The 21,302-nt window shown below is 74.8% G+C and carries 20 protein-coding genes and 1 tRNA gene; 8 read left to right on the top strand and 13 right to left on the bottom strand.

Annotated features, from left to right (window positions below; translation table 11 throughout):
• The first annotated feature begins 5 nt into the window (after positions 1-5).
• A complete protein-coding gene (locus tag IE106_RS23320) occupies positions 6-1,616 on the top strand; it encodes a glycerol-3-phosphate dehydrogenase/oxidase (protein ID WP_189537140.1) in 1,611 nt (536 codons plus the stop codon).
• Positions 1,617-1,745: 129 nt separating this feature from the next.
• Positions 1,746-2,417, top strand: coding sequence for a FadR/GntR family transcriptional regulator (locus IE106_RS23315; RefSeq protein WP_189537139.1), 672 nt, complete (start codon positions 1,746-1,748; stop codon positions 2,415-2,417).
• Between the two features lie 66 nt (positions 2,418-2,483).
• On the opposite strand, the gene IE106_RS23310 is transcribed toward IE106_RS23315, so the two are convergent.
• Positions 2,484-3,251, bottom strand: a complete 768-nt coding sequence (locus IE106_RS23310) for an SDR family NAD(P)-dependent oxidoreductase (protein ID WP_189537138.1) — start codon at positions 3,249-3,251, stop codon at positions 2,484-2,486.
• The gene (locus IE106_RS23305) at positions 3,244-4,584 is read right to left on the bottom strand and encodes an enolase C-terminal domain-like protein (RefSeq protein WP_189537137.1); all 1,341 of its coding nucleotides are present in this window, start codon (positions 4,582-4,584) and stop codon (positions 3,244-3,246) included. The genes IE106_RS23310 and IE106_RS23305 overlap by 8 nt, the downstream gene beginning before the upstream one ends.
• Positions 4,585-4,840: 256 nt before the next feature.
• On the opposite strand from IE106_RS23305, the gene IE106_RS23300 reads away from it, so the two are divergent.
• A complete protein-coding gene (locus tag IE106_RS23300; RefSeq protein WP_189537136.1) occupies positions 4,841-5,965 on the top strand; it encodes a PAC2 family protein in 1,125 nt (374 codons plus the stop codon).
• Between the two features lie 84 nt (positions 5,966-6,049).
• Here IE106_RS23300 and IE106_RS23295 read toward each other — a convergent pair whose 3' ends face one another.
• The 5 genes from IE106_RS23295 to IE106_RS23275 form a co-directional block, all read right to left on the bottom strand.
• Positions 6,050-7,033 carry an SMP-30/gluconolactonase/LRE family protein gene (locus IE106_RS23295; RefSeq protein WP_189537135.1) on the bottom strand — a complete coding sequence of 328 codons (984 nt, stop codon included), beginning with the start codon at positions 7,031-7,033 and terminating at the stop codon, positions 6,050-6,052.
• Between the two features lie 223 nt (positions 7,034-7,256).
• Positions 7,257-8,486, bottom strand: coding sequence for a cysteine--1-D-myo-inosityl 2-amino-2-deoxy-alpha-D-glucopyranoside ligase (mshC, locus tag IE106_RS23290; protein WP_189537134.1), 1,230 nt, complete (start codon positions 8,484-8,486; stop codon positions 7,257-7,259).
• 111 nt (positions 8,487-8,597) lie between these two features.
• Positions 8,598-9,431 (bottom strand): SCO1664 family protein, encoded by an 834-nt coding sequence (locus IE106_RS23285; RefSeq protein ID WP_189537133.1) that lies wholly within the window; start codon positions 9,429-9,431, stop codon positions 8,598-8,600.
• Positions 9,395-9,985, bottom strand: coding sequence for a DUF3090 domain-containing protein (locus IE106_RS23280; protein WP_189537132.1), 591 nt, complete (start codon positions 9,983-9,985; stop codon positions 9,395-9,397). Before IE106_RS23280 ends, IE106_RS23285 begins: the two co-directional genes overlap by 37 nt.
• Positions 9,986-10,065: 80 nt before the next feature.
• Positions 10,066-10,752, bottom strand: a complete 687-nt coding sequence (locus IE106_RS23275) for a histidine phosphatase family protein (protein ID WP_189537131.1) — start codon at positions 10,750-10,752, stop codon at positions 10,066-10,068.
• A gap of 53 nt (positions 10,753-10,805) precedes the next feature.
• Here IE106_RS23275 and corA point away from each other — a divergent pair, with 53 nt between their 5' ends.
• On the top strand, positions 10,806-11,798 hold the full coding sequence (gene corA, locus IE106_RS23270; RefSeq protein ID WP_189537261.1) for a magnesium/cobalt transporter CorA: 993 nt from the start codon (positions 10,806-10,808) through the stop codon (positions 11,796-11,798).
• Between the two features lie 92 nt (positions 11,799-11,890).
• Here the strand turns inward: corA and IE106_RS23265 are convergent, their stop codons facing one another.
• Both IE106_RS23265 and IE106_RS23260 read right to left on the bottom strand, forming a co-directional pair.
• Positions 11,891-12,676 carry a ferritin-like domain-containing protein gene (locus tag IE106_RS23265; protein ID WP_189537130.1) on the bottom strand — a complete coding sequence of 262 codons (786 nt, stop codon included), beginning with the start codon at positions 12,674-12,676 and terminating at the stop codon, positions 11,891-11,893.
• Positions 12,677-12,893: 217 nt separating this feature from the next.
• Positions 12,894-13,946 (bottom strand): LLM class F420-dependent oxidoreductase, encoded by a 1,053-nt coding sequence (locus tag IE106_RS23260; RefSeq protein ID WP_189537129.1) that lies wholly within the window; start codon positions 13,944-13,946, stop codon positions 12,894-12,896.
• A 139-nt stretch (positions 13,947-14,085) separates the two neighbouring features.
• Here IE106_RS23260 and IE106_RS23255 point away from each other — a divergent pair, with 139 nt between their 5' ends.
• Positions 14,086-15,075, top strand: a complete 990-nt coding sequence (locus IE106_RS23255) for an aldo/keto reductase (RefSeq protein ID WP_189537128.1) — start codon at positions 14,086-14,088, stop codon at positions 15,073-15,075.
• Positions 15,072-17,384, top strand: coding sequence for an ATP-dependent DNA helicase (locus tag IE106_RS23250; RefSeq protein ID WP_189537127.1), 2,313 nt, complete (start codon positions 15,072-15,074; stop codon positions 17,382-17,384). The genes IE106_RS23255 and IE106_RS23250 overlap by 4 nt, the downstream gene beginning before the upstream one ends.
• 52 nt (positions 17,385-17,436) lie before the next feature.
• On the opposite strand, the gene IE106_RS23245 is transcribed toward IE106_RS23250, so the two are convergent.
• Positions 17,437-18,099: a hypothetical protein gene (locus IE106_RS23245; protein WP_189537126.1), complete on the bottom strand. Its 663-nt coding sequence runs from the start codon at positions 18,097-18,099 to the stop codon at positions 17,437-17,439.
• Between the two features lie 47 nt (positions 18,100-18,146).
• On the opposite strand from IE106_RS23245, the gene IE106_RS23240 reads away from it, so the two are divergent.
• A complete protein-coding gene (locus tag IE106_RS23240; RefSeq protein WP_005319466.1) occupies positions 18,147-18,335 on the top strand; it encodes a DUF5703 family protein in 189 nt (62 codons plus the stop codon).
• Between the two features lie 87 nt (positions 18,336-18,422).
• On the opposite strand, the gene IE106_RS30870 is transcribed toward IE106_RS23240, so the two are convergent.
• From IE106_RS30870 to IE106_RS23225, 3 genes are all read right to left on the bottom strand, one after another.
• Positions 18,423-19,160 (bottom strand): chaplin, encoded by a 738-nt coding sequence (locus IE106_RS30870; protein WP_189537125.1) that lies wholly within the window; start codon positions 19,158-19,160, stop codon positions 18,423-18,425.
• Between the two features lie 150 nt (positions 19,161-19,310).
• Positions 19,311-19,544: a chaplin ChpH gene (gene chpH / locus IE106_RS23230; RefSeq protein WP_189537124.1), complete on the bottom strand. Its 234-nt coding sequence runs from the start codon at positions 19,542-19,544 to the stop codon at positions 19,311-19,313.
• Between the two features lie 153 nt (positions 19,545-19,697).
• A complete protein-coding gene (locus IE106_RS23225; RefSeq protein ID WP_189537123.1) occupies positions 19,698-21,032 on the bottom strand; it encodes a M20/M25/M40 family metallo-hydrolase in 1,335 nt (444 codons plus the stop codon).
• 172 nt (positions 21,033-21,204) lie between these two features.
• Between IE106_RS23225 and IE106_RS23220 the strand changes: the two genes are divergently transcribed.
• Positions 21,205-21,292: transfer RNA gene (locus IE106_RS23220), tRNA-Leu, on the top strand.
• Positions 21,293-21,302: the final 10 nt, after the last annotated feature.

Below are 21,302 nucleotides of genomic sequence, written 5' to 3'. Positions count from 1 at the left end.
TCGACATGACCACCCTGCAGAGCGTCCCCGCCCTCGGGACGCATCCGGCTGCCGGTTCCCTGCCGAGCCGCGCCGAGACCCGGGAGCTGCTGTCCAAGGCGACCTACGACCTCCTGGTCGTCGGCGGCGGCATCCTCGGGATCTCCACCGCCTGGCACGCCGCCCAGTCCGGGCTGCGGGTGGCCCTGGTGGACGCCGGCGACTTCGCCGGCGCCACCTCCTCCGCCTCCTCCAAGCTGCTCCACGGCGGTCTGCGCTACCTGCAGACCGGTGCGGTGAAGCTGGTCGCGGAGAACCACTTCGAGCGCCGTGCGGTCTCCCGGCAGGTCGCCCCGCACCTGGCGAACCCGCTCACCTTCTACCTCCCGGTGTACAAGGGCGGGCCGCACGGCGCGGCGAAGCTCGGCGCGGGCGTCTTCGCGTACTCGGCGCTCTCCGCGTTCGGCGACGGCGTCGGCCACCTGCTCAGCCCCGCGAAGGCCGCGCAGGACGTGCCGGAGCTGCGCACCGACGGCCTGAAGGCCGTCGCGGTCTACGGCGACGACCAGATGAACGACGCCCGGATGGCGCTCATGACGGTCCGCGCGGCCGTCGAGGCGGGCGCCACCGTCCTCAACCACGCCGCCGTCACCGGCCTGCGGTTCACCCAGGGCCGCGTCACCGGCGCCGACCTGGTCGACCGGCTCGACGGCAGCGAGTTCGGCGTCGACGCCCGGCTCGTGCTCAACGCGACCGGCCCGTGGGTCGACCACCTGCGCCGGATGGAGGACCCGAACGCGGCCCCGTCCATCCGCCTGTCGAAGGGCGCGCACCTCGTCCTGAAGCGGACCTCGCCGTGGAAGGCCGCGCTCGCCACGCCGATCGACAAGTACCGCATCACCTTCGCCCTCCCCTGGGAGGACATGCTGCTCCTCGGCACCACCGACGAGGAGTACGAGGGCGACCCGGCGGACGTCGCGGTCACCGAGAAGGACACCGCCCAGATCCTGGACGAGGCCGCCTTCTCCATCCGCGACCAGCAGCTGGACCGCGACCTGATCACCTACGCGTTCGCCGGTCTGCGGGTGCTGCCCGGCGGCCCCGGCGACACCTCGAAGGCCAAGCGCGAGACGGTCGTCACCGAGGGCCGCGGCGGGATGCTCTCGGTCGCCGGCGGCAAGTGGACGACGTTCCGCCACATCGGCCGCACGGTCATGAACAAGCTGGCCGCGCTGCCCGGGCGGCCGCTCGCCGACGACATGGAGCCGATCGCCCGCCTGCCCAAGAAGCTCCCGCTGCCCGGCATCGCCAACCCGAACGCGGTCGCGCACCGGCTGCTCGTCGACGGCGGGACGCCCGGCCCGCGCATGGCCGCCGACACCGCCCGCCACCTGGCGACGCACTACGGCTCGCTGGCGTTCGACATCGCGCGCATGGCGTACGAGAACCCGGCGCTGGCCGAGCGCATACACCCGGACGCCCCGGAGATCTGGGCGCAGGTCGCCTACGCGCGCGACCACGAGTGGGCCGAGACGGCGGACGACGTGCTGCGCCGTCGTACGACCCTGACGATCCGCGGTCTGGCCACGGACGAGATCCGCGGCCGGGTCGAGGACGTGCTGGCCGAGAAGCCCTGACCTCCCGGCTTCCGGCTCCGGCCGGGGGCGGCTTCCGGTCGGCTGTGAGGGCGGCTCCTGCGGGGGCCGCCCTCCTTGTAGGCTCGCACAGCTCACCCATCGGATGTCTGAGAGGCAGCGGGGGACACCATGGCCGTGACCGACGAGGCGATCGAGAAGATCAAGGAGATGATCGTCTCCGGTGCGCTGCGCCCCGGTGACCGGCTGCCCAAGGAGAGCGAACTCGCCGCCCGGCTGGGCCTGTCGCGGAACTCGCTGCGCGAGGCGGTGCGGGCGCTGTCGCTGATCCGCATCCTCGACGTGCGGCAGGGCGACGGCACGTACGTGACGAGCCTGGACCCGCAGCTGCTGCTGGAGGCGCTGAGCTTCGTCGTGGACTTCCACCGCGACGACACGGTGCTGGAGTTCCTGGCGGTGCGCCGCATCCTGGAACCGGCGGCGACCGCGATGGCCGCGCACCGGATCGGCGCCGCCGAACTGGACGCGCTGGATTCGGCGTTGGACGCGCTGGGCGCCGAGCCGGCCGTGGACGACCTGGTCGCCGCGGACCTGGACTTCCACCGGCGGATCGCGGGCGCGTCGGGCAACACCGTGCTGTGCTCGCTGCTGGACGGCCTGGCCGGGCCGACGACGCGGGCCCGGGTCTGGCGCGGTCTCACCCAGGAGGACGCCGTGGGCCGCACGCTGTACGAGCACCGGGCGATCCTGGCCGCGCTGCGGGACCGGGACGCCGAGGCGGCCCGGTCGTGGGCGACGGTGCACGTCGCGAGCGTCGAGCAGTGGCTGCGGGCGGCCCTCTGAGACGCCCGCGCCCGCCCGGCCGGGCGGTGCCGTTCGGCCGGGCGCGGCGGGGGCGGGACGCCGCGGTCAGGGGGCGGGACGCGGCCGCAGGCCCTGCATGCCGCCGTCGACGGCCAGCGCGGTGCCGGTGACGGACGCGGCGGCGGGGCTCGCCAGGTAGGCGACGGCGGCGGCGACCTCCTCGGCGGTGACCAGCCGGCCCAGGGGCTGGCGGGCCTCGAGGACGGCGCGTTCGGCGGCCGGGTCGGGGGCGCGGTCGAGGAGCCGGGCGACCCAGGGCGTGTCGGCGGTGCCGGGGTTGACGCAGTTGACGCGGATCCCGTCGCGGACGTGGTCGGCGGCCATGGCGAGGGTCAGCGAGAGCACGGCGCCCTTGGAGGCCGAGTAGAGGGCGCGCTGCGGCAGCCCGGCGGTGGCGGCGACGGAGCAGGTGTGGGTGACCGACACCGCGCCGGGGCGGTCGGCGGCGGCGCGCCGCAGATGGGGCAGGGTGTGCCGGGCGGTGCGGACGAGGCCCATGAGGTTGACGTCGAGGACGCGGTGCCACTCCTCGTCCGTCTGGTCCTCGACGGTGCCGACCGCGCCGGTCCCGGCGTTGCCGACGACGGTGTGCAGGGAGCCGAACTCGGCGACGGCGGCGGCGACCGCGTCCCGTACGCCGGCGTCGGAGGTCACGTCGGCGGTGAGGGCGAGCGTCCCGCCGGGCGCGCCCGAGGTGTCCCGGTCCAGGACGGCGACGCGGGCGCCGCGGCCGAGGAGTTCCCGGGCGACGGCGGCTCCGATGCCGGAGGCGCCCCCGGTGACGAGCGCGTTCGTTCCGTCGAGGTCACGCACGGCGGGTGTCCTTCCTGTCCTGCCAGACCGGTCCGTCCGGGTAGCGGTGGGCGGCGAGCGATTCGGGCCGCATCCGGGCGGAGAAGCCGGGCGCGGTGGGGGCGGCGTACCGGCCGGCGCGGACGGCGACCGGGTGGGTGAAGTGCTCGTGGAGGTGGTCGACGTACTCGACGACCCGGTTCTCCAGGGTCCCGGACACGGCGACGTAGTCGAACATGGCGAGGTGCTGGACCAGTTCGCACAGTCCCACTCCCCCGGCGTGCGGGCAGACGGGCACGCCGTACTTGGCGGCGAGGAGCAGGACGGCGACGTTGTCGTTGACGCCGGCGACGCGGGCGGCGTCGATCTGGACGAAGTCGACGGCGCCGGCCTGGAGGAGCTGCTTGAACAGGACGCGGTTGGCGCCGTGTTCGCCGGTGGCGACGGGGACGGGCTGCCCGGCGCGGACGGCGGCGTGGCCGAGGACGTCGTCGGGGCTGGTGGGCTCCTCGATCCAGTACGGGTCGTACGGGGCGAGTTCCGCGAGGCGCCGCAGCGCTTCGGGGACGTCCCAGCGCTGGTTGGCGTCGAGGGCGATGCGGACGCCGGGGCCGACGGCGGCGCGGGCCAGGGCCAGGCGGCGCACGTCGTCGCCGGGGTCGGCGCCGACCTTCAGCTTGATCTGGCCGAACCCGTCCGCGACGGCCTGCCGGGCGAGGCGGACGAGGGTCGCGTCGTCGCGGCCGAGCCAGCCGGGTGAGGTCGTGTAGGCGGGGTAGCCCTCGGCGCGCAGGCGGGCGGCGCGTGCGGCGCGGCCGGGTTCGGCGGCGCGCAGGAGGGCGAGGGCCTCGTCGGGGGTGAGGGCGTCGGTGAGGTGGCGGAAGTCGACGAGGGAGACGAGCTCCTCGGGGCTCATGCGGGAGAGGAACTCCCAGACGGGCAGCCCGGCGGCGGTCGCGGCCAGGTCCCAGGCGGCGTTGACGACGGCCCCGGCGGCCATGTGGACGACGCCCTTCTCGGGGCCGAGCCAGCGCAGCTGCGAGTCGTGGGTGAGGTCCCGGTGCAGGGCCGCGAGGTCGGCGGCGGTGCGGGGCGCGGGGCGGCCGAGGAGGTGCGGGCGCAGGGCCCCGATGGCGGCGGCGGTGACGTCGTTGCCGCGGCCGATGGTGAACGCGAAGCCGTGGCCGTCCGGTCCGCGGTCCGTGCGCAGGACGACGTAGGCGGCGGAGTAGTCGGGGTCGGGGTTCATGGCGTCGGAGCCGTCGAGGTGATCGGAGGTGGGGAAGCGGACGTCGTGCACCTCGACCGCGGTGACGGTGGGGCGGGCGTCCGGGGGGTGCGCCGGGTGGGCCATGCGTGCGGTACCTGCCCTCGTGTCATCGGATCTCTGACCAGTCATCCGATGTATAGCGACAGATGATCGGGCCGTCCACCCCTCACGCCGGGAAAAGCCGTGCTGACCTCGGATGAATCAGGGGTGTTCCGGGGGGCTGATGAGGGTAGTCGTGGGAGGCCGGTACAGCACCCGGACGTGTGCAAGTGGCTGCGGACAGGGGTCCCGAACGCCGTAAGGTTGGTTCGTACGCACGGAACTTCGGAAGGAGGCCTGGGTGATCGAGCTCGAGGGGGTTCCCGAGCTGATCGACCCGGTCATGGTGGCCGCGTTCGAGGGCTGGAACGACGCCGGCGACGCCGCCTCCACCGCGGTCGCGCACCTGGAGCGGGAGTGGAAGGGCGAGGTGTTCGCGGCGCTCGACGCCGAGGACTACTACGACTTCCAGGTCAACCGGCCCACGGTGTGGCTGGACGGCGGGGTGCGGAGGATCACCTGGCCCACCACCCGGCTGTCCGTGGTCCGCGTGGGCGGTGAGAAGCCGCGCGACCTGGTGCTGGTGCGCGGCATAGAGCCGTCGATGCGCTGGCGCTCGTTCTGCAACGAGCTGCTGGGCTTCGCCCACGAGCTGGGCGTGGAGATGGTCGTGATCCTCGGCGCGCTGCTCGGCGACACCCCGCACACGCGGCCGGTCCCGGTCAGCGGCGTCACGTCCGACCCGGACCTGGCGCGCCGGATGGAGCTGGAGGAGACCCGGTACGAGGGGCCGACGGGCATCGTCGGCATCCTCCAGGAGGCGTGCACGCACGCGGGCGTCCCGGCCGTCAGCCTGTGGGCGGCGGTGCCGCACTACGTGTCGCAGCCGCCGAACCCCAAGGCCACACTGGCCCTGCTCAACCGGCTCGAGGACCTGATCGACCTGCGCATCCCGCTCGGCGAACTCGCCGAGGACGCCCGGGCCTGGCAGCTCGGCGTGGACCAACTGGCCTCCGAGGACAGCGAGGTGGCCGAGTACGTCCAGACGCTGGAGGAGGCGCGGGACACGGCCGAGCTGCCCGAGGCGTCGGGCGAGGCCATCGCCCGCGAGTTCGAGCGGTACCTGCGGCGGCGGGACGGCGGTCCGGGCCCGGGCCCCACGGCCGGGCCGGGCGTCCCCGGCGCGGGGCAGGCGGGCCTGCCCGGTGCGGGTGGCCACGCCGCGGAGGGCGGCGACGGATCGTACCTGCGCGACCCGTCCGGCGGCCGCACCCGCCCGTCCAAGCCCCCCAGGCGCGGGGCCGAGGACCGGGCGGACGACCGGGACGAGGGCCGGGACGGGAAGGGCGGCCGATCGGACGGCGGCTCGGACGGTGGCCCGGGGGACGGCTCCGGGGACGGCGGGCGCGAGGACTCGGCGGAGTAGGACCCGAGGGCGGGGCGGTACCGGTGCGCCGGTGCCGCCCCGCCGCCGTGCGTCCCCCGGGTCGCCGTGCGCCCGGCCGCCGGTTCAGACCCGCCGTACGGCGACGACGTCGTACGCGGTCTGCGGTGTCGGCTCCACGTCGAAGCGGGCGTTCGGCAGGTAGATCCGGTCGCCCCAGGCGGCGGCCGTCGTCGGGATGCGGAAGCGCGGGTCGGTGATCCGGGCGACGGGCGTGCCCCGCGTGCCGGCGTCGTCGAGGCGGACCACGTCCACCTGTTCGAGCGTCTGCTGGACGACGTACAGGTCCCTGCCGAGCAGCAGCAGGCCGTCGCCGCGCGGGATGCGCAGGTCGCCCAGCGGCACGCGGCGGGCGGCGCCGATGCGCGGGTCGACCCGCATGAGGGAGCCGCCGTCGACGACCGTGTTCACCACCAGCAGGGCCCGGCCGTCCGGGGTGCGGGCGATGCCGTTGGCGGTGAAGTCGCCGCCCTGCACCCACTCCCCCGACAGCGGGACGGTCGCCACCGCGTCGCCCGGCGCGCCGTACCGGTCGAGGGGCAGCCGGTACAGCTGCGGCCGGTAGGAGTCGGTGAACCAGGCGGCGTCCCGCGTGAGGACCACGTCGTTGACCATGGTGCCGTCCGAGCCGACGGTGAACGTCCGCACGTACGCGCCGGAGCGGGCGTCGGCCACGCGGATCTCCCGGCTCATGCCGCCGCACAGGAACAGCAGCCGCCCCCACCGGTCGATCTTGAGTCCGACCGTGGGGTGGTCGGCGCCGCCGCCCCGGACGACGACCCCGCCACGGCCGGTGGCCAGCGCCGCCCGGTACACGTCGCCGTTGGCGAGGGAGCCGAGGTGGGCGTACGGGGCGCGGCCGATGGTGATGCCCTCGGGCCGGAAACCGTCCGGGAGGGGGAAGCCGGCGGGCCAGGCGCCGTCGGCGGGTCCGGTGGCCGCCGTGCCGGCGGCGGCGTGCGCGGGGCCGGCGAGCGGGGCGAGCGCCGCGGCCCCACCGAGGGCGGCCACCGCACCGAGGAGGTGCCTGCGTGCGAAGGAACGGGGCATGGGGCGTCCTTTCGAACGGTGTGGAGGTCGGTCGTACCGATCAGCCACACCCCATCACACGCCCCCCGTGCGGCACAGGAGGTGGCGGGCCCTCCGGATAGCCGCCGGCCGCCCCGGGGACGCCGTGTCCCCGGGGCGGCCGGCCACCGGTCGGAAGGGCTCGCAGCGCCGCACCCGTCGGGCGCCGCGTGTCAGAGCACCGCACCCGTCGGGGCGCCGCGTGTCAGAGCGCCACGCCCATCAGGGCGTCGACGGCGCGGGAGACGAGGCCGGGCGCGCCCTCGTCCGTGCCGCCCTCGGTGTGCTGGAGCTCGGCCCAACGGTCGACGGCGGCGAGCGCCGCCGGCGTGTCGAGGTCGTCGGCGAGCGCCTCGCGGATCTCCTCGACCAGCCGGTCCGCGGAGGGGCCGTCGGGGCGGGACACGGCGGCGCGCCAGCGGCCGAGCCGCTCGACGGCGTCGTCGAGGACCCGGTCGGTCCACTCCCAGTCGGCCCGGTAGTGGTGGGCGAGCAGGGTGAGGCGGATCGCGGCCGGGTCGACGCCCTGGCGGCGCAGCGCGGAGACGAAGACCAGGTTGCCCTTGGACTTCGACATCTTCTCGCCGTGCAGGGCGACCATCCCGGCGTGCACGTACGCCTTGGCGAAGGGGAACTCGCCGGTCAGCGCGTGGGCGTGGGAGGCGCCCATCTCGTGGTGCGGGAAGATCAGGTCGGAGCCGCCGCCCTGGACGTCGAAGCCCATGCCGAGGTGGTCGAGCGCGATGGCGACGCACTCGATGTGCCAGCCGGGCCGGCCCGGGCCGAGGGAGGCGCCGTCCCAGCTGGGCTCGCCGTCCCGGGCGGCCAGCCACAGCAGCGGGTCGAGCGGGTTCTTCTTCCCGGGGCGGTCGGGGTCGCCGCCGCGCTCGGCGGACAGGGCCCGCATGACGTCGGCGTCGTAGTGGGAGACCTCGCCGAAGTGGCGGTCGGACTCGACGGAGAAGTAGACGTCGCCGTCCAGCTCGTAGGCGGCGCCCATGTCGCGCAGCCGTTCGATGAGCGGGACGATGCCGGGTATCGCCTCGACGGCGCCGATGTAGTGCTGCGGCGGCAGCATCCGCAAGGCCGTCATGTCCTCGCGGAAGAGGGTCGTCTCGCGCTCGGCGAGTCCGGTCCAGTCGATGCCGTCGCGGGCGGCGCGCTCCAGGAGGGGGTCGTCGATGTCCGTCACGTTCTGCACGTAGTGGACCTGCCGCTTGGTGTCGAGCCACACGCGCTGAACGAGGTCGAACGCGTTGTAGGTCGCCGCGTGACCCATGTGGGTCGCGTCGTACGGCGTGATGCCGCAGACGTAGATACGGGCGACGGGGCCGGGGTCGAGGGTCACTCGTCCGCCGGTCGCGGTGTCGTGGATCCGGAGGTCGCGGCCCTTGCCGGGCAGGGCGGGGACCTCAGAAGCGGGCCAGGCATGCATGCATCGAGCGTAACCGGACGGGTGTTCCGGATACGAACCGGATGCAGGTTCATGACCGGTTACGCGCTCTTGCGCCCACCCCCGCGATGTGCTGTCCGGCCCCCGGCCCGGTCAGACGGGCGGCCAGGGTATGGGGGGCCAGGTGCCGGACGGCTCGGGGTGGCGGGACGTGGTGTGCAGGGCCGTGACGCGGGAGCGGAGGGCGTCCAGCTCGGCCGGGGTGATCAGCTGCTCCAGACGGGTGGCGAGCGGGGCGCCGGACGCCAGCTCCGCGTCGAGGCGGGCCAGGACGGCCGGCGCCTCCTCGGGCAGGGGCTCCCCCGCCCAGCCCCAGAACAGCGTCCGCAGCCGGTCGTCGACGTGGAAGGTGACGCCGTGGTCGATGGCGTAGAGCCGGCCGTCGGCGGCCGGGAGCAGGTGGCCGCCCTTGCGGTCCCCGTTGTTGATCACGGCGTCGAGCACGGCGAGCCGCCGCAGCCGCGGGTCGTCGGCGTGGACCAGCAGCGCCGTGCGGCCCCCGCCCACGTCGGCGTGGCCCACCGCCCGCCACCCCTCGCCGGGCTCGTCCCCCTCCACCAGGGAGAGCAGCGGCGGTGCCGACGGGTCGGCGTCGATCCACTGCTGGACCGTGCCCGGCCCGTACGGGCCGTCGCGCAGGACGGTCGGCGGGACCAGGCCCCAGCCGGTCGCGTCGGAGACGGCGTACGCGGCGGCCTCCCGCTGCGCGAGCGTCCCGTCGGGGAAGTCCCACAGGGGCCGCTCGCCCGCGACGGGCTTGTACACGCAGTCGATCTCGGCGCCCCCGTACGCGGCGGAGCAGAGCAGCACCGCGTTGGACGCCTCGCGGACCTGGCCGCGTACGGTCAGCTCGCCCTCGGCGAGCAGCTCCAGTACGTCGGCGGTCGCCGTCAGGCCCCGCGGCGGTATCCGTTCTGGCGCGGACATACGTGTCCTTCCGGGTCGAGCGGCAGGCTGCACAGGGGGCACGGCGGGCGGCCGGCGTTCACGACGTCGAGGGCGCGCTTGGCGAAGGCCCGCGCCTGGGCGCCGGTGAGCCGGACGCGGAGCATCGGGGGGCCGTTCTCCTCGTCCTGGAGGAGGCGCTCCTCCGCCTCGGCGAGGTCCTCCTCGGAGTCCACGTCGAGTTCGACGAGGGCCTGCGCCTCGACGACGAGCCGCTGCTCCTCGCCGTCCCAGGCGAGCGCCATGGTGCCGACGCGGAACTCCTCCTCGACGGGGGTGTCGAGCGGCGCGGTGTCGGCGACGTCGGCGGGGACGACGGCCGGGACCGGGGCGTTTCCCCCGGTGCGGCGCACGACCTCGTCCAGGAGCTCGTCCATGCGCTCGGCGAGCGCCGCGACCTGGGTCTTCTCCAGGGCGACGCTGGTGACCCGGCCGCCGGCGGAGGCCTGGAGGAAGAACGTACGGCGGCCAGGCAGCCCGACCGTACCGGCCACGAAGCGCTCCGGCGGGTCATAGAGGAACACCTGACGGGACACGTTCCCTCTCCCTTGATCTCGTTCGTGAGTACGACGCTACGGCCGCCTCGGCAGCGCATCCACCCTACTGTGCGAAGCGATCACGGTGCGCCCGCGCCGCCGCCGACCTGCGCGGTCGCGCCCCCGTCGCCGTCGCGGGGGGCGAGGCCGCCGAAGTCGCCGGTGTCGCCGAGGCGGACGAGGAAGGGCCGGGTGCGGGTGTAGCGGATCGCGGTGACGGAGCACGGGTCGACGTGGACGCGCTGGAAGAGGTCGAGGTGCAGGCCGAGGGCGTCCGCGACGAGCGCCTTGATGATGTCGCCGTGCGAGCACATCACGTACGCGGCGTCGTCGCCGTGGTCGGCCGCCACGCGCGCGTCCCAGTCCCGCACGGCGTCGACGGCGCGGGCCTGCATGGCGCGCATGGACTCGCCGCCGGGGAAGGCGGCGGCGGACGGGTGGTGCTGGACGACGTCCATGAGCGGCTCGTCGGCGAGCTCGGCCAGCTTGCGGCCGGACCAGTCGCCGTAGTCGCACTCGTTGATCCGCTCCTCGGTGTGGAGGGTCAGGCCGGGGCGGGCGGCGAGGAGGGGGGCGAGGGTCTCGCGGCAGCGCTGGAGGGGGCTGCTGACGGCCAGGGCGAGCGGCACCTCGGCGAGCCGCCCGGGCAGGGCGGCGGCCTGGGCGGCGCCGCGCTCGTCGAGGGTGACACCGGGGGTGCGGCCGGCCAGGACGCCGGCGGTGTTCGCGGTGGACCTGCCGTGCCGTACGAGGATCAACGTCGCCATGACGGCAAGGGTAGGGCCGGGGGGCAGGCGTGGGGGCGGCGGACCGGGGAAGAATACGCGCCGTGATCGTGGACTGTGCCATCTACCGGGACGGGCGCCGCCGCCAGGGCCCCTCCGACATCGTCGTCGCCTTGGAGGAGGCGCGCGACTCGGTCGACGCGTTCGTGTGGATCGGGTTGCACGAGCCGACCGCCGAGGAGTTCGACCGGGTGTCAGCCGAGTTCGGGCTGCACCCGCTGGCCGTGGAGGACGCCCTGAAGGCGCACCAGCGGCCGAAGCTGGAGGTGTACGACGACTCGCTGTTCCTGGTCCTGAAACCGGTGATGTACGAGCCGGAGGGCGACACGGTCTCCACGGGCGAGCTGATGGTGTTCATGGGCGACTCGTTCGTGGTGACGGTGCGGCACGGCGAGGGGTCCCCGCTGGCGGAGGTGCGGCGGCGGCTGGAGGCGGAGCCGGACATGCTGCGGCAGGGCCCGACGTCGGTGCTGTACTCGGTGAGCGACGCCGTCGTCGACCACTACGTGGAGGTCGCCCGCGAGCTCCAGCTGGACCTGGAGGAGCTGGAGGCGGAGGTCTTCCAGCCGGCGGGGGGCGACGCGAAGAACACGGCGTCGCGGATCTACCAGTTCAAGCGGCAGGTGCTGGAGTTCCGGCGCGCGACGGGCCCGCTGGGCGGGCCGATGGAGCGGCTGGCCGGGGCGGGCGTGCCGTACGTGGCCGAGGACGCGCGGCCGTTCTTCCGGGACGTCAGCGACCACCTGACCCGGGCCGGGGAACAGGTGGAGGCGCTGGACCGGCTCCTGTCGGACATCCTGTCCGCGCACCTGGCGCAGATGGGCGTGCGCCAGAACGACGACATGCGGAAGATCTCCGCCTGGGCGGCGATGGCGGCGGTCCCGACGATGGTCGCGGGCGTGTACGGGATGAACTTCACGCACATGCCGGAGCTGCGGTGGGTGTGGGGGTACCCGGCGGTGGTGGGGCTGATGGCGGTCGCGGTGGTCGGCCTGTACCGGCTGTTCAAACGGCGCGGCTGGCTGTGACGCCCCGCCCGCGGTGACCGGGCGCGGGGCACGGCCGGGGCGCCGGGCCGCCGGGGTGCGGCCGGGCCGCGGCGGGCCGGGCGGGCGGCGGGTCAGAGGGCGGGCGCGGTCTCGGCGGGGCCGCCGAGGGCGTTGCGGCGCTCGGGCGGGGAGAGGGTGACCATGCGCCGCCAGCCGCCGGCCCGCTCGTACGCGTACCGGGCGCGGACGCCCGCCGCGAGGACGGCCGCCTTGGCGCGCGGCCACCCCAGGAGGCGGCCCATGTGGTCCACGACGGCGAGGCTCACGTCGCGGTGGACGGCGATCTCCGTGAGGGCGCACTCGCGCAGGGTGCGCTGGATGGCGCGGCCGTGCCCGGCGCGGGCCAGCCGCAGCAGTTCCTCGTGGCAGTACGCGAGGTGACCGTCCTCGTCGTCGCCGATCATCCGGACGGCCTTGCCCAGCTCCGGGTGGTCGCCGAAGTGCCGGACGAGCTGGGCCATCTGGTCGGCGGCGCGCTGCTCGGTGACGCGGCTGTGCGAGAGGTAGACGACGACGTCGTGCTCGGTGAGCGGCTCGTCGCGGCGCAGCCGGTCGTGGGCGAGGCCGATGCCGGAGCGTTCGAGGAGCATCGTGTAGTCGGTCTCCGGCGGGACGGGCACCGGGCCGAGCCCGCGCTTCCTCAGCAGCGCGTGGAAGATGCGGCCGTGCTTGTCCTCGTCGGCGCCGTGCCGGGCGATCTTGGGTGCGAGGTCGCTCAGGGACGCGGGGACCAGGGCGGCGATCCGGCCGTTCTCCCAGCCTCCCTGCGTCTCGCCGCCGGCCGCGATCGAGCAGAACAGCCGGTAGGCCTCGTCGTCGTCGACGATCTCCTGGAACAGACTGCGGGCCGAGAGCATCGCTGTCACCTCCACGTGTCGGCACGAGTCAAGTGCCGTGCGGGAGGGGAGGCAACACCGCGCGCCGTCGCTGCGCCGAACGGAGCAGCGGATGGGCCCGTCCGCCGCCGTGCGTAACCGACGGGCGGGTGGCGCGTTGTGCTGCGTGACGGCCGTGGCGGGGATGACCCCGAGCCCCCACCACGGCCGCAGACCTGTCCGGTGGCCGCGGAAGCGGTCAGTCGACGAGGCCGGCGCGCTCCAGCGCCCGGGTGCCGGCGCGCAGGGCGGCGATCCGCTCGTCGAGCGTGAAGCCGGCGGGGGCGAGCGTGAGGGTGGTGACGCCGGCCGCCGCGTACGCCTGCATCCGGTCCGCGATCCGCTCGACGGGGCCGAGCAGCGTCGTGTCGTCGATCAGGCGGTGCGGCACGGCGGCCGCGGCGCCGTCCTTGTCCCCGGAGAGGTACCTGTCCTGGATCTCGGCGGCCTCCCGCTCGTACCCCATGCGCTGGGCGAGCCGGTTGTAGAAGTTCTGCCTGCGGCTGCCCATGCCGCCGACGTACAGGGCGGTGTAGGGGCGGAACATGTCCGCGAGGGCGTCGACGTCGTCGCCGACGGCGAGCGGGACGGTGGGGCAGACGTCGAAGCCGTCCATGGTCAGTCCGGCCTTCTCGCGCCCGGCGCGGAGGTGGCGCAGGGCCGTTTCCTCCAGGTGGGCGGCGGAGGGGAAGATCAGCAGGGCGCCGTCGGCGATCTCGCCGGTCTGTTCGAGGTTCCTGGGGCCGATGGCGGCGATGTAGAGCGGGATGTGCTCGCGCTGCGGGTGGACGGTCAGCTTGATCGGCTTGCCGGGGCCGCCGGGCAGCGGCAGGGTCCAGTGCGCGCCGTCGTAGGTGAGGCGCTCGCGCGCCATGGCCTTGCGGACGATCTCGACGTACTCGCGGGTGCGGGCGAGCGGCTTGTCGAAGGTGACGCCGTACCAGCCCTCGGACACCTGCGGGCCCGACACGCCGAGGCCGAGGCGGAACCGGCCGCCCGACAGCGAGTCGAGGGTGGCGGCCGTCATGGCGGTCATGGCCGGCTGGCGCGCCGGGATCTGCATGATCGCGGAGCCGACGTCGATGTTCTCGGTCTGGGCGGCGACCCAGGACAGGACGGTGGGCGCGTCGGAGCCGTACGCCTCGGCGGCCCAGCACACGTCGTAGCCGAGGCGGTCCGCCTCCTGGGCGACGGCGAGGTTGTCGCCGTCCATGCCCGCCCCCCAGTAGCCGAGGTTGATGCCGAGCCGCATGCCGATCCCCTTTTACTGATCAGTAACGTGTGTGGTGTGCGGACTCTAGCGCGCGGGCGGCCGTCCGGGCAGTGGGCCTGTCGGGCGCGTTGTCCACAGGGTGTCCTGGCCTGCGCTTCCGGCCAGTAATCTCGCGGCCATGGAGCAGAGGCATCTCGGCAGCACCGGCCTGCGCGTGTCCCGGATCGGGCTGGGCACCCTCACGTGGGGGCGGGACACGGACGAGCACGAGGCGGCCGAGCAGTTGAAGGCGTTCTGGGAGGCCGGCGGGACCCTCGTCGACACGGCGGACGTGTACGGCGGCGGGGAGGCCGAGTACCTGCTGGGGCAGTTGGCGGAGCGGCTGGTGCCGCGGCGCGACCTGGTCCTCTCCACGAAGGCCGGGAGCGTGCCCGACCCGGACCCGGAGCGGCGCTTCGACGGCTCGCGCGGCCACCTGCTGGCCGCCCTGGACGCTTCGCTGGAGCGGCTGGGCACGGACTACGTGGACCTGTGGCAGGTGCACGCCTACGATCCGTGGACGCCGCTGGAGGAGACGCTCCAGGCCCTCGACATAGCGGTGACCAGCGGCCGGGCCCGGTACGTGGGCGTGGCCAACTTCTGCGGCTGGCAGCTGGCGAAGGCGGCGACGTGGCAGCTGTCCGCGCCGGGCACGCGGGCGCGGCTGGCCGGGACGCAGATGGAGTACTCGCTGCTCCAGCGCGGTGTGGAGCGGGAGGTGCTGCCCGCCGCGCGGGACCTGGGCGTGGGCCTGCTGCCGTCGTCGCCGCTGGGCCGGGGCGTGCTGACCGGCAAGTACCGGAGCGGCGTCCCGGCCGGCTCGCGGGGCGCGTCGGACCACATGGCGCCGTTCGTGGAGCCGTACCTGGACGAGTCGGCTCGGCGCATCGTGGACGCCGTGACGACGGCGGCGGACGGCCTGGCGGTGACGCCGCTCCAGGTCGCCCTGGCCTGGGTGCGGGACCGGCCGGGAGTGACGGCGCCGGTGGTGGGCGCGCGGACGGCGCGGCAGCTCACGGCGGCGCTGTCAGTGGAGAGCCTTAGTCTTCCTGACGAGATCCGACGGGCGCTGGACGACGTGTCGGCGCCCGTGCACCGCTACCCCGACCAGGACTGGAGCACGCTGTGACCGCGCACCCCCGGGGGGAGAACCCCGACTCCCCGGCCGCCGAGACCGCCCCCGCCGCGCCCGCCCGGCCGGAGCGGGAGACCGCAGGCCCCGTGCCCACCGCCGGAGCGGCGCCGGACGCCGACGCGCCGGAGGCGGAGACGGAGGCGAGCACGGACGCCGGCGCGGAGGGGGAAACGACCCCGGACGCGGAGGCGGACGTGCACGCGGAGGGGGAAGGGGCCCCGGACACGGACGGGGCGGAGGGTACGGAACCGGGGGCGGACGGGAAGCCGGACGGGGGCGAACCCGGCGCGGAGGGCACCGGCGCGGAGGGCACCGGGGCGGAGGTCTCCGAGGCGGCGGCCGAGCTGGCGGCCCAGCGGGAGCTGCGGGAGCGGATCGAGCGGCGCAAGGCCGAGCGCGCCGAGCCGATCGCGAGCGGCACCAAGCTGAGCGGACGGGCCGCCGACCTGCTGGCGGCGGTACGGGCCGTGGAGAGCGGGGGGAAGCCGCCCGCCGCGTTCGAGGACTCCCCCGCCCCGGTGGCGGCGCCGGACCGAAGCGCTCCCCCGCCGGCCGCGCCGCCGCGGCCGCGGACCGGGCAGCCCGTGCCGGCCGGGCCGCGCGTGGTGGCGCCGCAGGCCGTGGCGGCCGCGCGGGCCGTGCTGGTCGAGGGCGGTGCCCCCGAGGCGCTGGCGGTACGGGCCGCGGAAGTGCTCGGGGAGGCGGCCGGCGAGCTGCTGCGCGAGGACCCGTGGCGGCTCCTGGCCGTGCCGGGTGTACGGCCGGAGCAGGCGGACGGCTTCGCGCGGGCGCTGCTCGGCGCGGAGTGCGGGCCCGGGGATCCGCGGCGGACGGACGCCCTGGTGGGCTGGCTGCTGGAGCACGCCGCGCTGCGGGGGCACACGGCGCTGGAGGAGACGGCCGTGCGGGCGGCGCTCGCGGAGCGGTCCGTACCGGACCCGGAGGAGGCCGTGCGGCACGCCGTGGCGGAGGGGGCCGTCCTGGACTTCCGCGACGAGGAGGACGAGGAGCCGGACGGGGAGGAGCCGGAGCCGGACGCCGAGGCGGGGGCCGGGAAGTCACCGGTGCTGCTGGGGCTGGACCGGTACGCCCTGGCCGAGGAGAGCCTCGCGGACGGCCTGGCCCGGCTGGCCCGCTCCGGCCCCGACCCGCGCTGGGCGCGGGCCGCCCCGCCGGAGCTGGCCCGGGCGGTCGCCGCGCAGGGCCTGGTGGCGCACACGGGCGGTGAGGCGGCGCGCGCCGAACCGGTCGCCCTGGCGCGGGCGGCGCGCGACCTCGGGCTGCGCGCGGCCGTGGCGGTGCACAGCGAGAACGGCCGGCGCGGGCTCGGCCCCGAGGTGGGGGCCGTCACGGTGGCGGCGCTGCTGTCGGGCGCGGACGGTCCGGGCCGGGACGAGGAGGGGGCGTTCGCCCTCGACCTGCTGGTGGTGCTGGACGCGCCGCAGCTGGACGTGGAGGCGGCGGCGACGCTGGTGGAGTCCGTACCGGACGGCTGCCGGCTGGTGCTGAGCGGCGATCCGCACGTGCTGCCGTCGGCGGGCGCGGGCCGGGTCTTCGGGGACCTGCTGGCGGCGCGGGTGTGCCCGCAGGTCGTGTCCCGCACGCCGGATCCGGGGCCGATCGGGGAGCTCGTGTCCGCAGTCGGCGTGGGCGAGCTGCTCCAGGTGGACGCGCCGGGCCGGGAGGTCGTGATCGTCCCGGTGCGGGACGCGGGCGAGGCCGTGCACCGGGCGGTGCAGCTGGTCGCGGACTCGGTGCCGAGGGCGCTGGGCGTGCCGGTGGAGCAGACCCAGGTGATCACGGTGGGCCACGGCGGCTCGGCGGGGACGCGGGCGCTGAACGCGGCGCTGAAGCAGCGGCTGAACCCGGGGCCCGGCCGTTTCGGCGGTTTCGACCCGGGCGACCGGGTGGCGTACGCCGAGGCGCCGGGCCGCACCCTGCAGGGCAGGGTCGTGTCGGCGGACGCGGAGGGGCTGCACCTGCACTGCGAGGGCCGGCCGGAGCGGGTGGTCGTGCCGAAGGACCGGGTGGAGTCGGCGGTGCGGCACGGCTGGGCGCTGACCGCGCACCAGGCGGCCGGGATGCGCTGGCCCGCGGCGGTCGTGGTGCTGCCCGGGGACGCGGTGGGCGGTCTGAGCCGGGCGTGGGTGTACACGGCGTTCAGCCGGGGCGAGCGGCACCTGTCGGTGGTCCACGGCGTGGACCAGGCGCTGGCGCGGGCCGTCGCCGAGGTGCCGGACCAGGAGCGGGTGACGCGGCTGCGGGGCCTGCTGGAGGCCGTCGGGGAGCCGGTGGGGAGGTAGCGGGGCCGCGTGCGCCGCGCCCGCCCCGGTGGGGTGGGCGCGGCGGGTCGGGTCAGGGCAGTTCGTGGGTCCTGCCGGTCGGGTCCTCCTCGTAGAGCTCGTCCTCGTCGAAGACGGCGCTCACGTCGAAGCGGCAGATGACGCGGCTCGGGTCGGTCTGGTCGAAGGGCGTGCTGAGCCACTCCCCCGGTTCGGGCAGCTCGTCGGCCGCCGCCACCCACAGCGTGGAGTCGCCTTCCTCGAGGCCGAACTCCTTGTGGCGTGAGGCGATCTCGTCCGCTTCGTACTCGCCGAACAGCACGCCGATCGCCGCGTGGACGCTGGAGCCGACCGCGGCGGCCGTCCTCGGCGCCTCGTCGTCGCCCTCGGCGTCGGCGATGCGCTGTGCCTGGGCGAGCAGCCGCTGGGGTTCCGCCATGGCGTAGTCGCGGCGGATCAGTACGCTCAGCGCGTTCGGCTGGGCCGGTCCCGCGTACGGCGGCAGGGAGTCCTCGACGCCCGGGATCTCGAAGGGCGTGACCTCGTCGTAGCGGTCGTAGAGCCGCTCGTCGTACGCCTCGGCCGCGGCGGCCAGGTCGTTGAACGCGGCGTAGACCGCCGGGTCGTCGTCACCGGTGCGGTTCTCGACCGCCGCCAGGTGACGGTCCAGTGCGGCTTTGACCGCCTCGGCGGCGGCGCGTACCTCGGCAGCGGTGGGCTGCGCAGCATCAGACATACCGCAGACGCTATCCGTACCTGGGCCGTGCCCGCACAATAGATGCGATGCCGGAATACGAATTTGTCGATGTGTACGTGCCGCGGGGGGTCTCCCGGAAGGAGGCGACGCGGCTGCTGACCGACCACGCCGAGTACGGGCACTGGGAGTTGGACCGACTCAGCCTGCACCGGGACGGGAGCCGCAGGGTGCGGCTGCGGAGGCGCATCATCCGTCAGGTGCGCGCCACCTGGTGAGGGACGGGGAGTGACGGAACGGGACGGAGCGGGCGCCGCGGGATCGCGGGGCCCGCTCCGTCGCGTGCACGACCGGATGCGCTGCGCTTACGCGGCCTGGCGGGCGCGGCGGTAGAGGATCGTGCCGCCGAGGAGCGCGGCGGCGCCGGCCGGGGCCAGCAGCCCCAGCGCGGAGGCCCCGGTCTCGGCGAGCTGGTCGTCGCTCTTCGGGCCGGTGCCCCCCTGCGGGGTGGTGTCGTCCTGCGGCGCGGGGCTGCTCGGCGTGCTCGGGGCGCCGGGCTTGCCGGGCTCTCCCGGGGTACCGGGCTTACCGGGCTCCCCCGGGGTTCCCGGGTTGCCGGGGTTGCCCGGGTTCCCGGGGTTGCCCGGGTTGCCAGGGTTCCCCGGGTTTCCGGGGTTCCCCGGCTTGCCCGGCGTCGCGCCGTTGGCGCAGGCGTTCCCGAACGACGGGTTCAGGGCGCCGCCCACGTTCACGCTGTTGCCGCAGGCGTTCACCGGCACGCTGACCGGGGCCTGCACGTTGTTGCCGGACGCGACCCCCGGCGAGTTCGCGGCCGAGCCGCTCGCCTGCGCGCCGCCGGACTCGTTGACGCACTTGTTGCCGAACGTCGGGTTGAGCGCGCCGACGACGTCGACGGTGTTGCCGCACACGTTCACCGGCACGCTGACCGGGGCCTGCACGTTGTTGCCGGACGCGACCCCCGGCGAGTTGACCGCGGCACCGTCCGCCCCGGCGCCCGTGCTCGCGTGGGCGTAGCCGCCGAGGGCGAGCACGCTGCCCGCCGCCGCCACAATGGTCAGGCCCTTGCGCGTGACCTGTCGCATAGCTTGTTCCTGCCTTCTTGGCTTCCGATTGCCCCCGCGCACCTCGCGCGGGGGCCGAATGCCCACCGGCCTCGGAGCGCATGGCGCGCGCTCCGAGGCCGGTCGGGCCCTGACCCCCCTAGGAGTCGAGACTCAACGTCAGGCGACAGCTCAGGCGTTGACGCACACGTTGCCGAAGGCGGGGTTCAGCACCCCGATGACGTCGATCGTGTTGCCACAGACGTTGACCGGCACGTGGACCGGAACCTGCACCACGTTGCCCGAGAGGACACCCGGGGAGCCCACGGCCGCGGCACCCGCGCCCGCGTCGGCGACGGCCATGCCCGCGCCGGCCAGCACCAGACCGCCGGTAGCAGCCGCGGTCGCGACAATCTTCTTGATCATTTTTCCTCCTAGTTGGCAATGCGGTCCCAGCCGCGGACCGCATCACCTGTAACGAGGAGGAGGGAAGCGGGCTACGAGCCGATGACCCTCTTCACCCGTTCCGGTCAGATCTGCACATCTGGTCGATTATTGGAGGGTCGTTTCAGCAGACTTTCAGCTCGCGTCGATGAAGCGGTCCAGGACCCGCACGCCGAACTTCAGCCCGTCCACCGGCACCCGCTCGTCCACGCCGTGGAACATCCCGGCGAAGTCCAGGTCCGGCGGCAGCTGCAGCGGGGAGAAGCCGAAGCAGCGGATGCCGAGGTCGTCGAAGGACTTGGCGTCGGTGCCGCCGGAGAGCATGTACGGCACGGCGCGGGCGATCGGGTCCTCGGCGCGCAGCGCCGTCTGCATGGCGTCCACCAGGGCCCCGTCGAAGCTGGTCTCCAGCGCCCTGTCGGCGTGGACGTCCTCGCGCTTCACCCGCGGGCCGAGCAGCCGGTCGAGGTCGGCGAGGAACTCCTCCTCGTACCCCGGCAGGAACCTTCCGTCGACGTGGGCCGTGGCCTGGCCGGGGATGACGTTCACCTTGTAGCCGGCCCCGAGCATCGTGGGGGCCGCGGAGTTGCGGAGCGTGGCGCCGACCATCTTGGCGATGCCGCCCAGCTTCTCGAGCGTGCCGTCCATGTCGTCCGGGTCGAGCGGGGTGCCGAGCGCGTCGGACAGCTCGTCGAGGAAGGACCGCACGGTCTTGGTGACCCTGATCGGCCACTGGTGGCGGCCGAGGCGGCCCACGGCCTCGCACAGCTCCGTGATGGCGTTGTCGTCGTTGGTCATGGAGCCGTGCCCGGCGGTGCCCTCGACGGTGAGGCGCATCCAGTGCATGCCCTTCTGCGCCGTCTCCACGAGGTACAGGCGCAGCTTCTCGTTCACGGTGAGAGAGAAGCCGCCGACCTCGCCGATCGCCTCCGTGACGCCCTCGAACAGCTCCGGGTGCTTGTCGACGAGGTAGCGGGCGCCGTAGGTGCCGCCGGCCTCCTCGTCGGCGAGGAACGCCAGGACGATGTCGCGGGGCGGCCTGCGGCCGGCGCGCATCCGGTCGCGGACGACCGCGAGGGTCATCGCGTCCATGTCCTTCATGTCGACCGCGCCGCGCCCCCAGACGCAGCCGTCGGCGACCTCGCCGGAGAACGGGTCGTACGTCCAGTCGGCGGCGTTGGCCGGGACGACGTCGGTGTGGCCGTGGATGAGCAGGGCCGGGCGCGAGGGGTCCTCGCCCGCGATCCTGACGACCGTCGAGGCGCGGCCCTTGTGGGACTCGAGGATCCGGGGCTCCAGCCCCACCTCCGCGAGCTTCTCGGCGATGTACTCGGCGGCGCCGCGCTCGCCGGGGCCGGAGTGGTCGCCGTAGTTGCTGGTGTCGATACGGATGAGCTCGCTGCAGAGGTCGACGACCTCGCTCTCGGCGCTGGCTCCGGGACCGGTCCTGGCCGGATTCGACTCGCTCACGCTGGTTCCTCTCCGCGTCGTGCTGTCGGTGTGGCTGGTCTGGCGCCATCCTGCTACCGACGGGGCCCCGGACCCAAGGGCGGCACCGGGGGCGGGGGCGTGATCGAGCACGCCGAATGTTTGCTATGGTTTTCCACGTCGGAACGGCCCAGGGCCGCGAGACAGACACCTTGTCCGGGTGGCGGAATGGCAGACGCGCTAGCTTGAGGTGCTAGTGCCCTTTATCGGGCGTGGGGGTTCAAGTCCCCCCTCGGACACCAGCGAAGACCC

It is taken from the genome of Streptomyces roseolilacinus, assembly GCF_014649335.1.
In the GTDB taxonomy this organism is placed as follows: domain Bacteria; phylum Actinomycetota; class Actinomycetes; order Streptomycetales; family Streptomycetaceae; genus Streptomyces; species Streptomyces roseolilacinus.
The sequence above is the reverse complement of the archived record's forward strand: the minus strand, read 5'-3'. Positions and strand labels throughout refer to the sequence as shown.

What these genes read in the sequence shown, in the direction of transcription:
- IE106_RS23255 (WP_189537128.1), top strand. Translation starts at nt 14,086, where the DNA reads ATGGAGCAGAGGCATCTCGGCAGCACCGGCCTGCGCGTGTCCCGGATC.
- IE106_RS23295 (WP_189537135.1), bottom strand. Translation starts at nt 7,033, where the DNA reads ATGCCCCGTTCCTTCGCACGCAGGCACCTCCTCGGTGCGGTGGCCGCC.
- IE106_RS23265 (WP_189537130.1), bottom strand. Translation starts at nt 12,676, where the DNA reads ATGCTCTCGGCCCGCAGTCTGTTCCAGGAGATCGTCGACGACGACGAG.
- chpH (WP_189537124.1), bottom strand. Translation starts at nt 19,544, where the DNA reads ATGATCAAGAAGATTGTCGCGACCGCGGCTGCTACCGGCGGTCTGGTG.
- IE106_RS23315 (WP_189537139.1), top strand. Translation starts at nt 1,746, where the DNA reads ATGGCCGTGACCGACGAGGCGATCGAGAAGATCAAGGAGATGATCGTC.
- mshC (WP_189537134.1), bottom strand. Translation starts at nt 8,486, where the DNA reads ATGCATGCCTGGCCCGCTTCTGAGGTCCCCGCCCTGCCCGGCAAGGGC.
- IE106_RS23305 (WP_189537137.1), bottom strand. Translation starts at nt 4,584, where the DNA reads ATGGCCCACCCGGCGCACCCCCCGGACGCCCGCCCCACCGTCACCGCG.
- IE106_RS23275 (WP_189537131.1), bottom strand. Translation starts at nt 10,752, where the DNA reads ATGGCGACGTTGATCCTCGTACGGCACGGCAGGTCCACCGCGAACACC.
- IE106_RS23320 (WP_189537140.1), top strand. Translation starts at nt 6, where the DNA reads ATGACCACCCTGCAGAGCGTCCCCGCCCTCGGGACGCATCCGGCTGCC.
- IE106_RS30870 (WP_189537125.1), bottom strand. Translation starts at nt 19,160, where the DNA reads ATGCGACAGGTCACGCGCAAGGGCCTGACCATTGTGGCGGCGGCGGGC.
- IE106_RS23260 (WP_189537129.1), bottom strand. Translation starts at nt 13,946, where the DNA reads ATGCGGCTCGGCATCAACCTCGGCTACTGGGGGGCGGGCATGGACGGC.
- IE106_RS23285 (WP_189537133.1), bottom strand. Translation starts at nt 9,431, where the DNA reads ATGTCCGCGCCAGAACGGATACCGCCGCGGGGCCTGACGGCGACCGCC.
- IE106_RS23245 (WP_189537126.1), bottom strand. Translation starts at nt 18,099, where the DNA reads ATGTCTGATGCTGCGCAGCCCACCGCTGCCGAGGTACGCGCCGCCGCC.
- IE106_RS23240 (WP_005319466.1), top strand. Translation starts at nt 18,147, where the DNA reads ATGCCGGAATACGAATTTGTCGATGTGTACGTGCCGCGGGGGGTCTCC.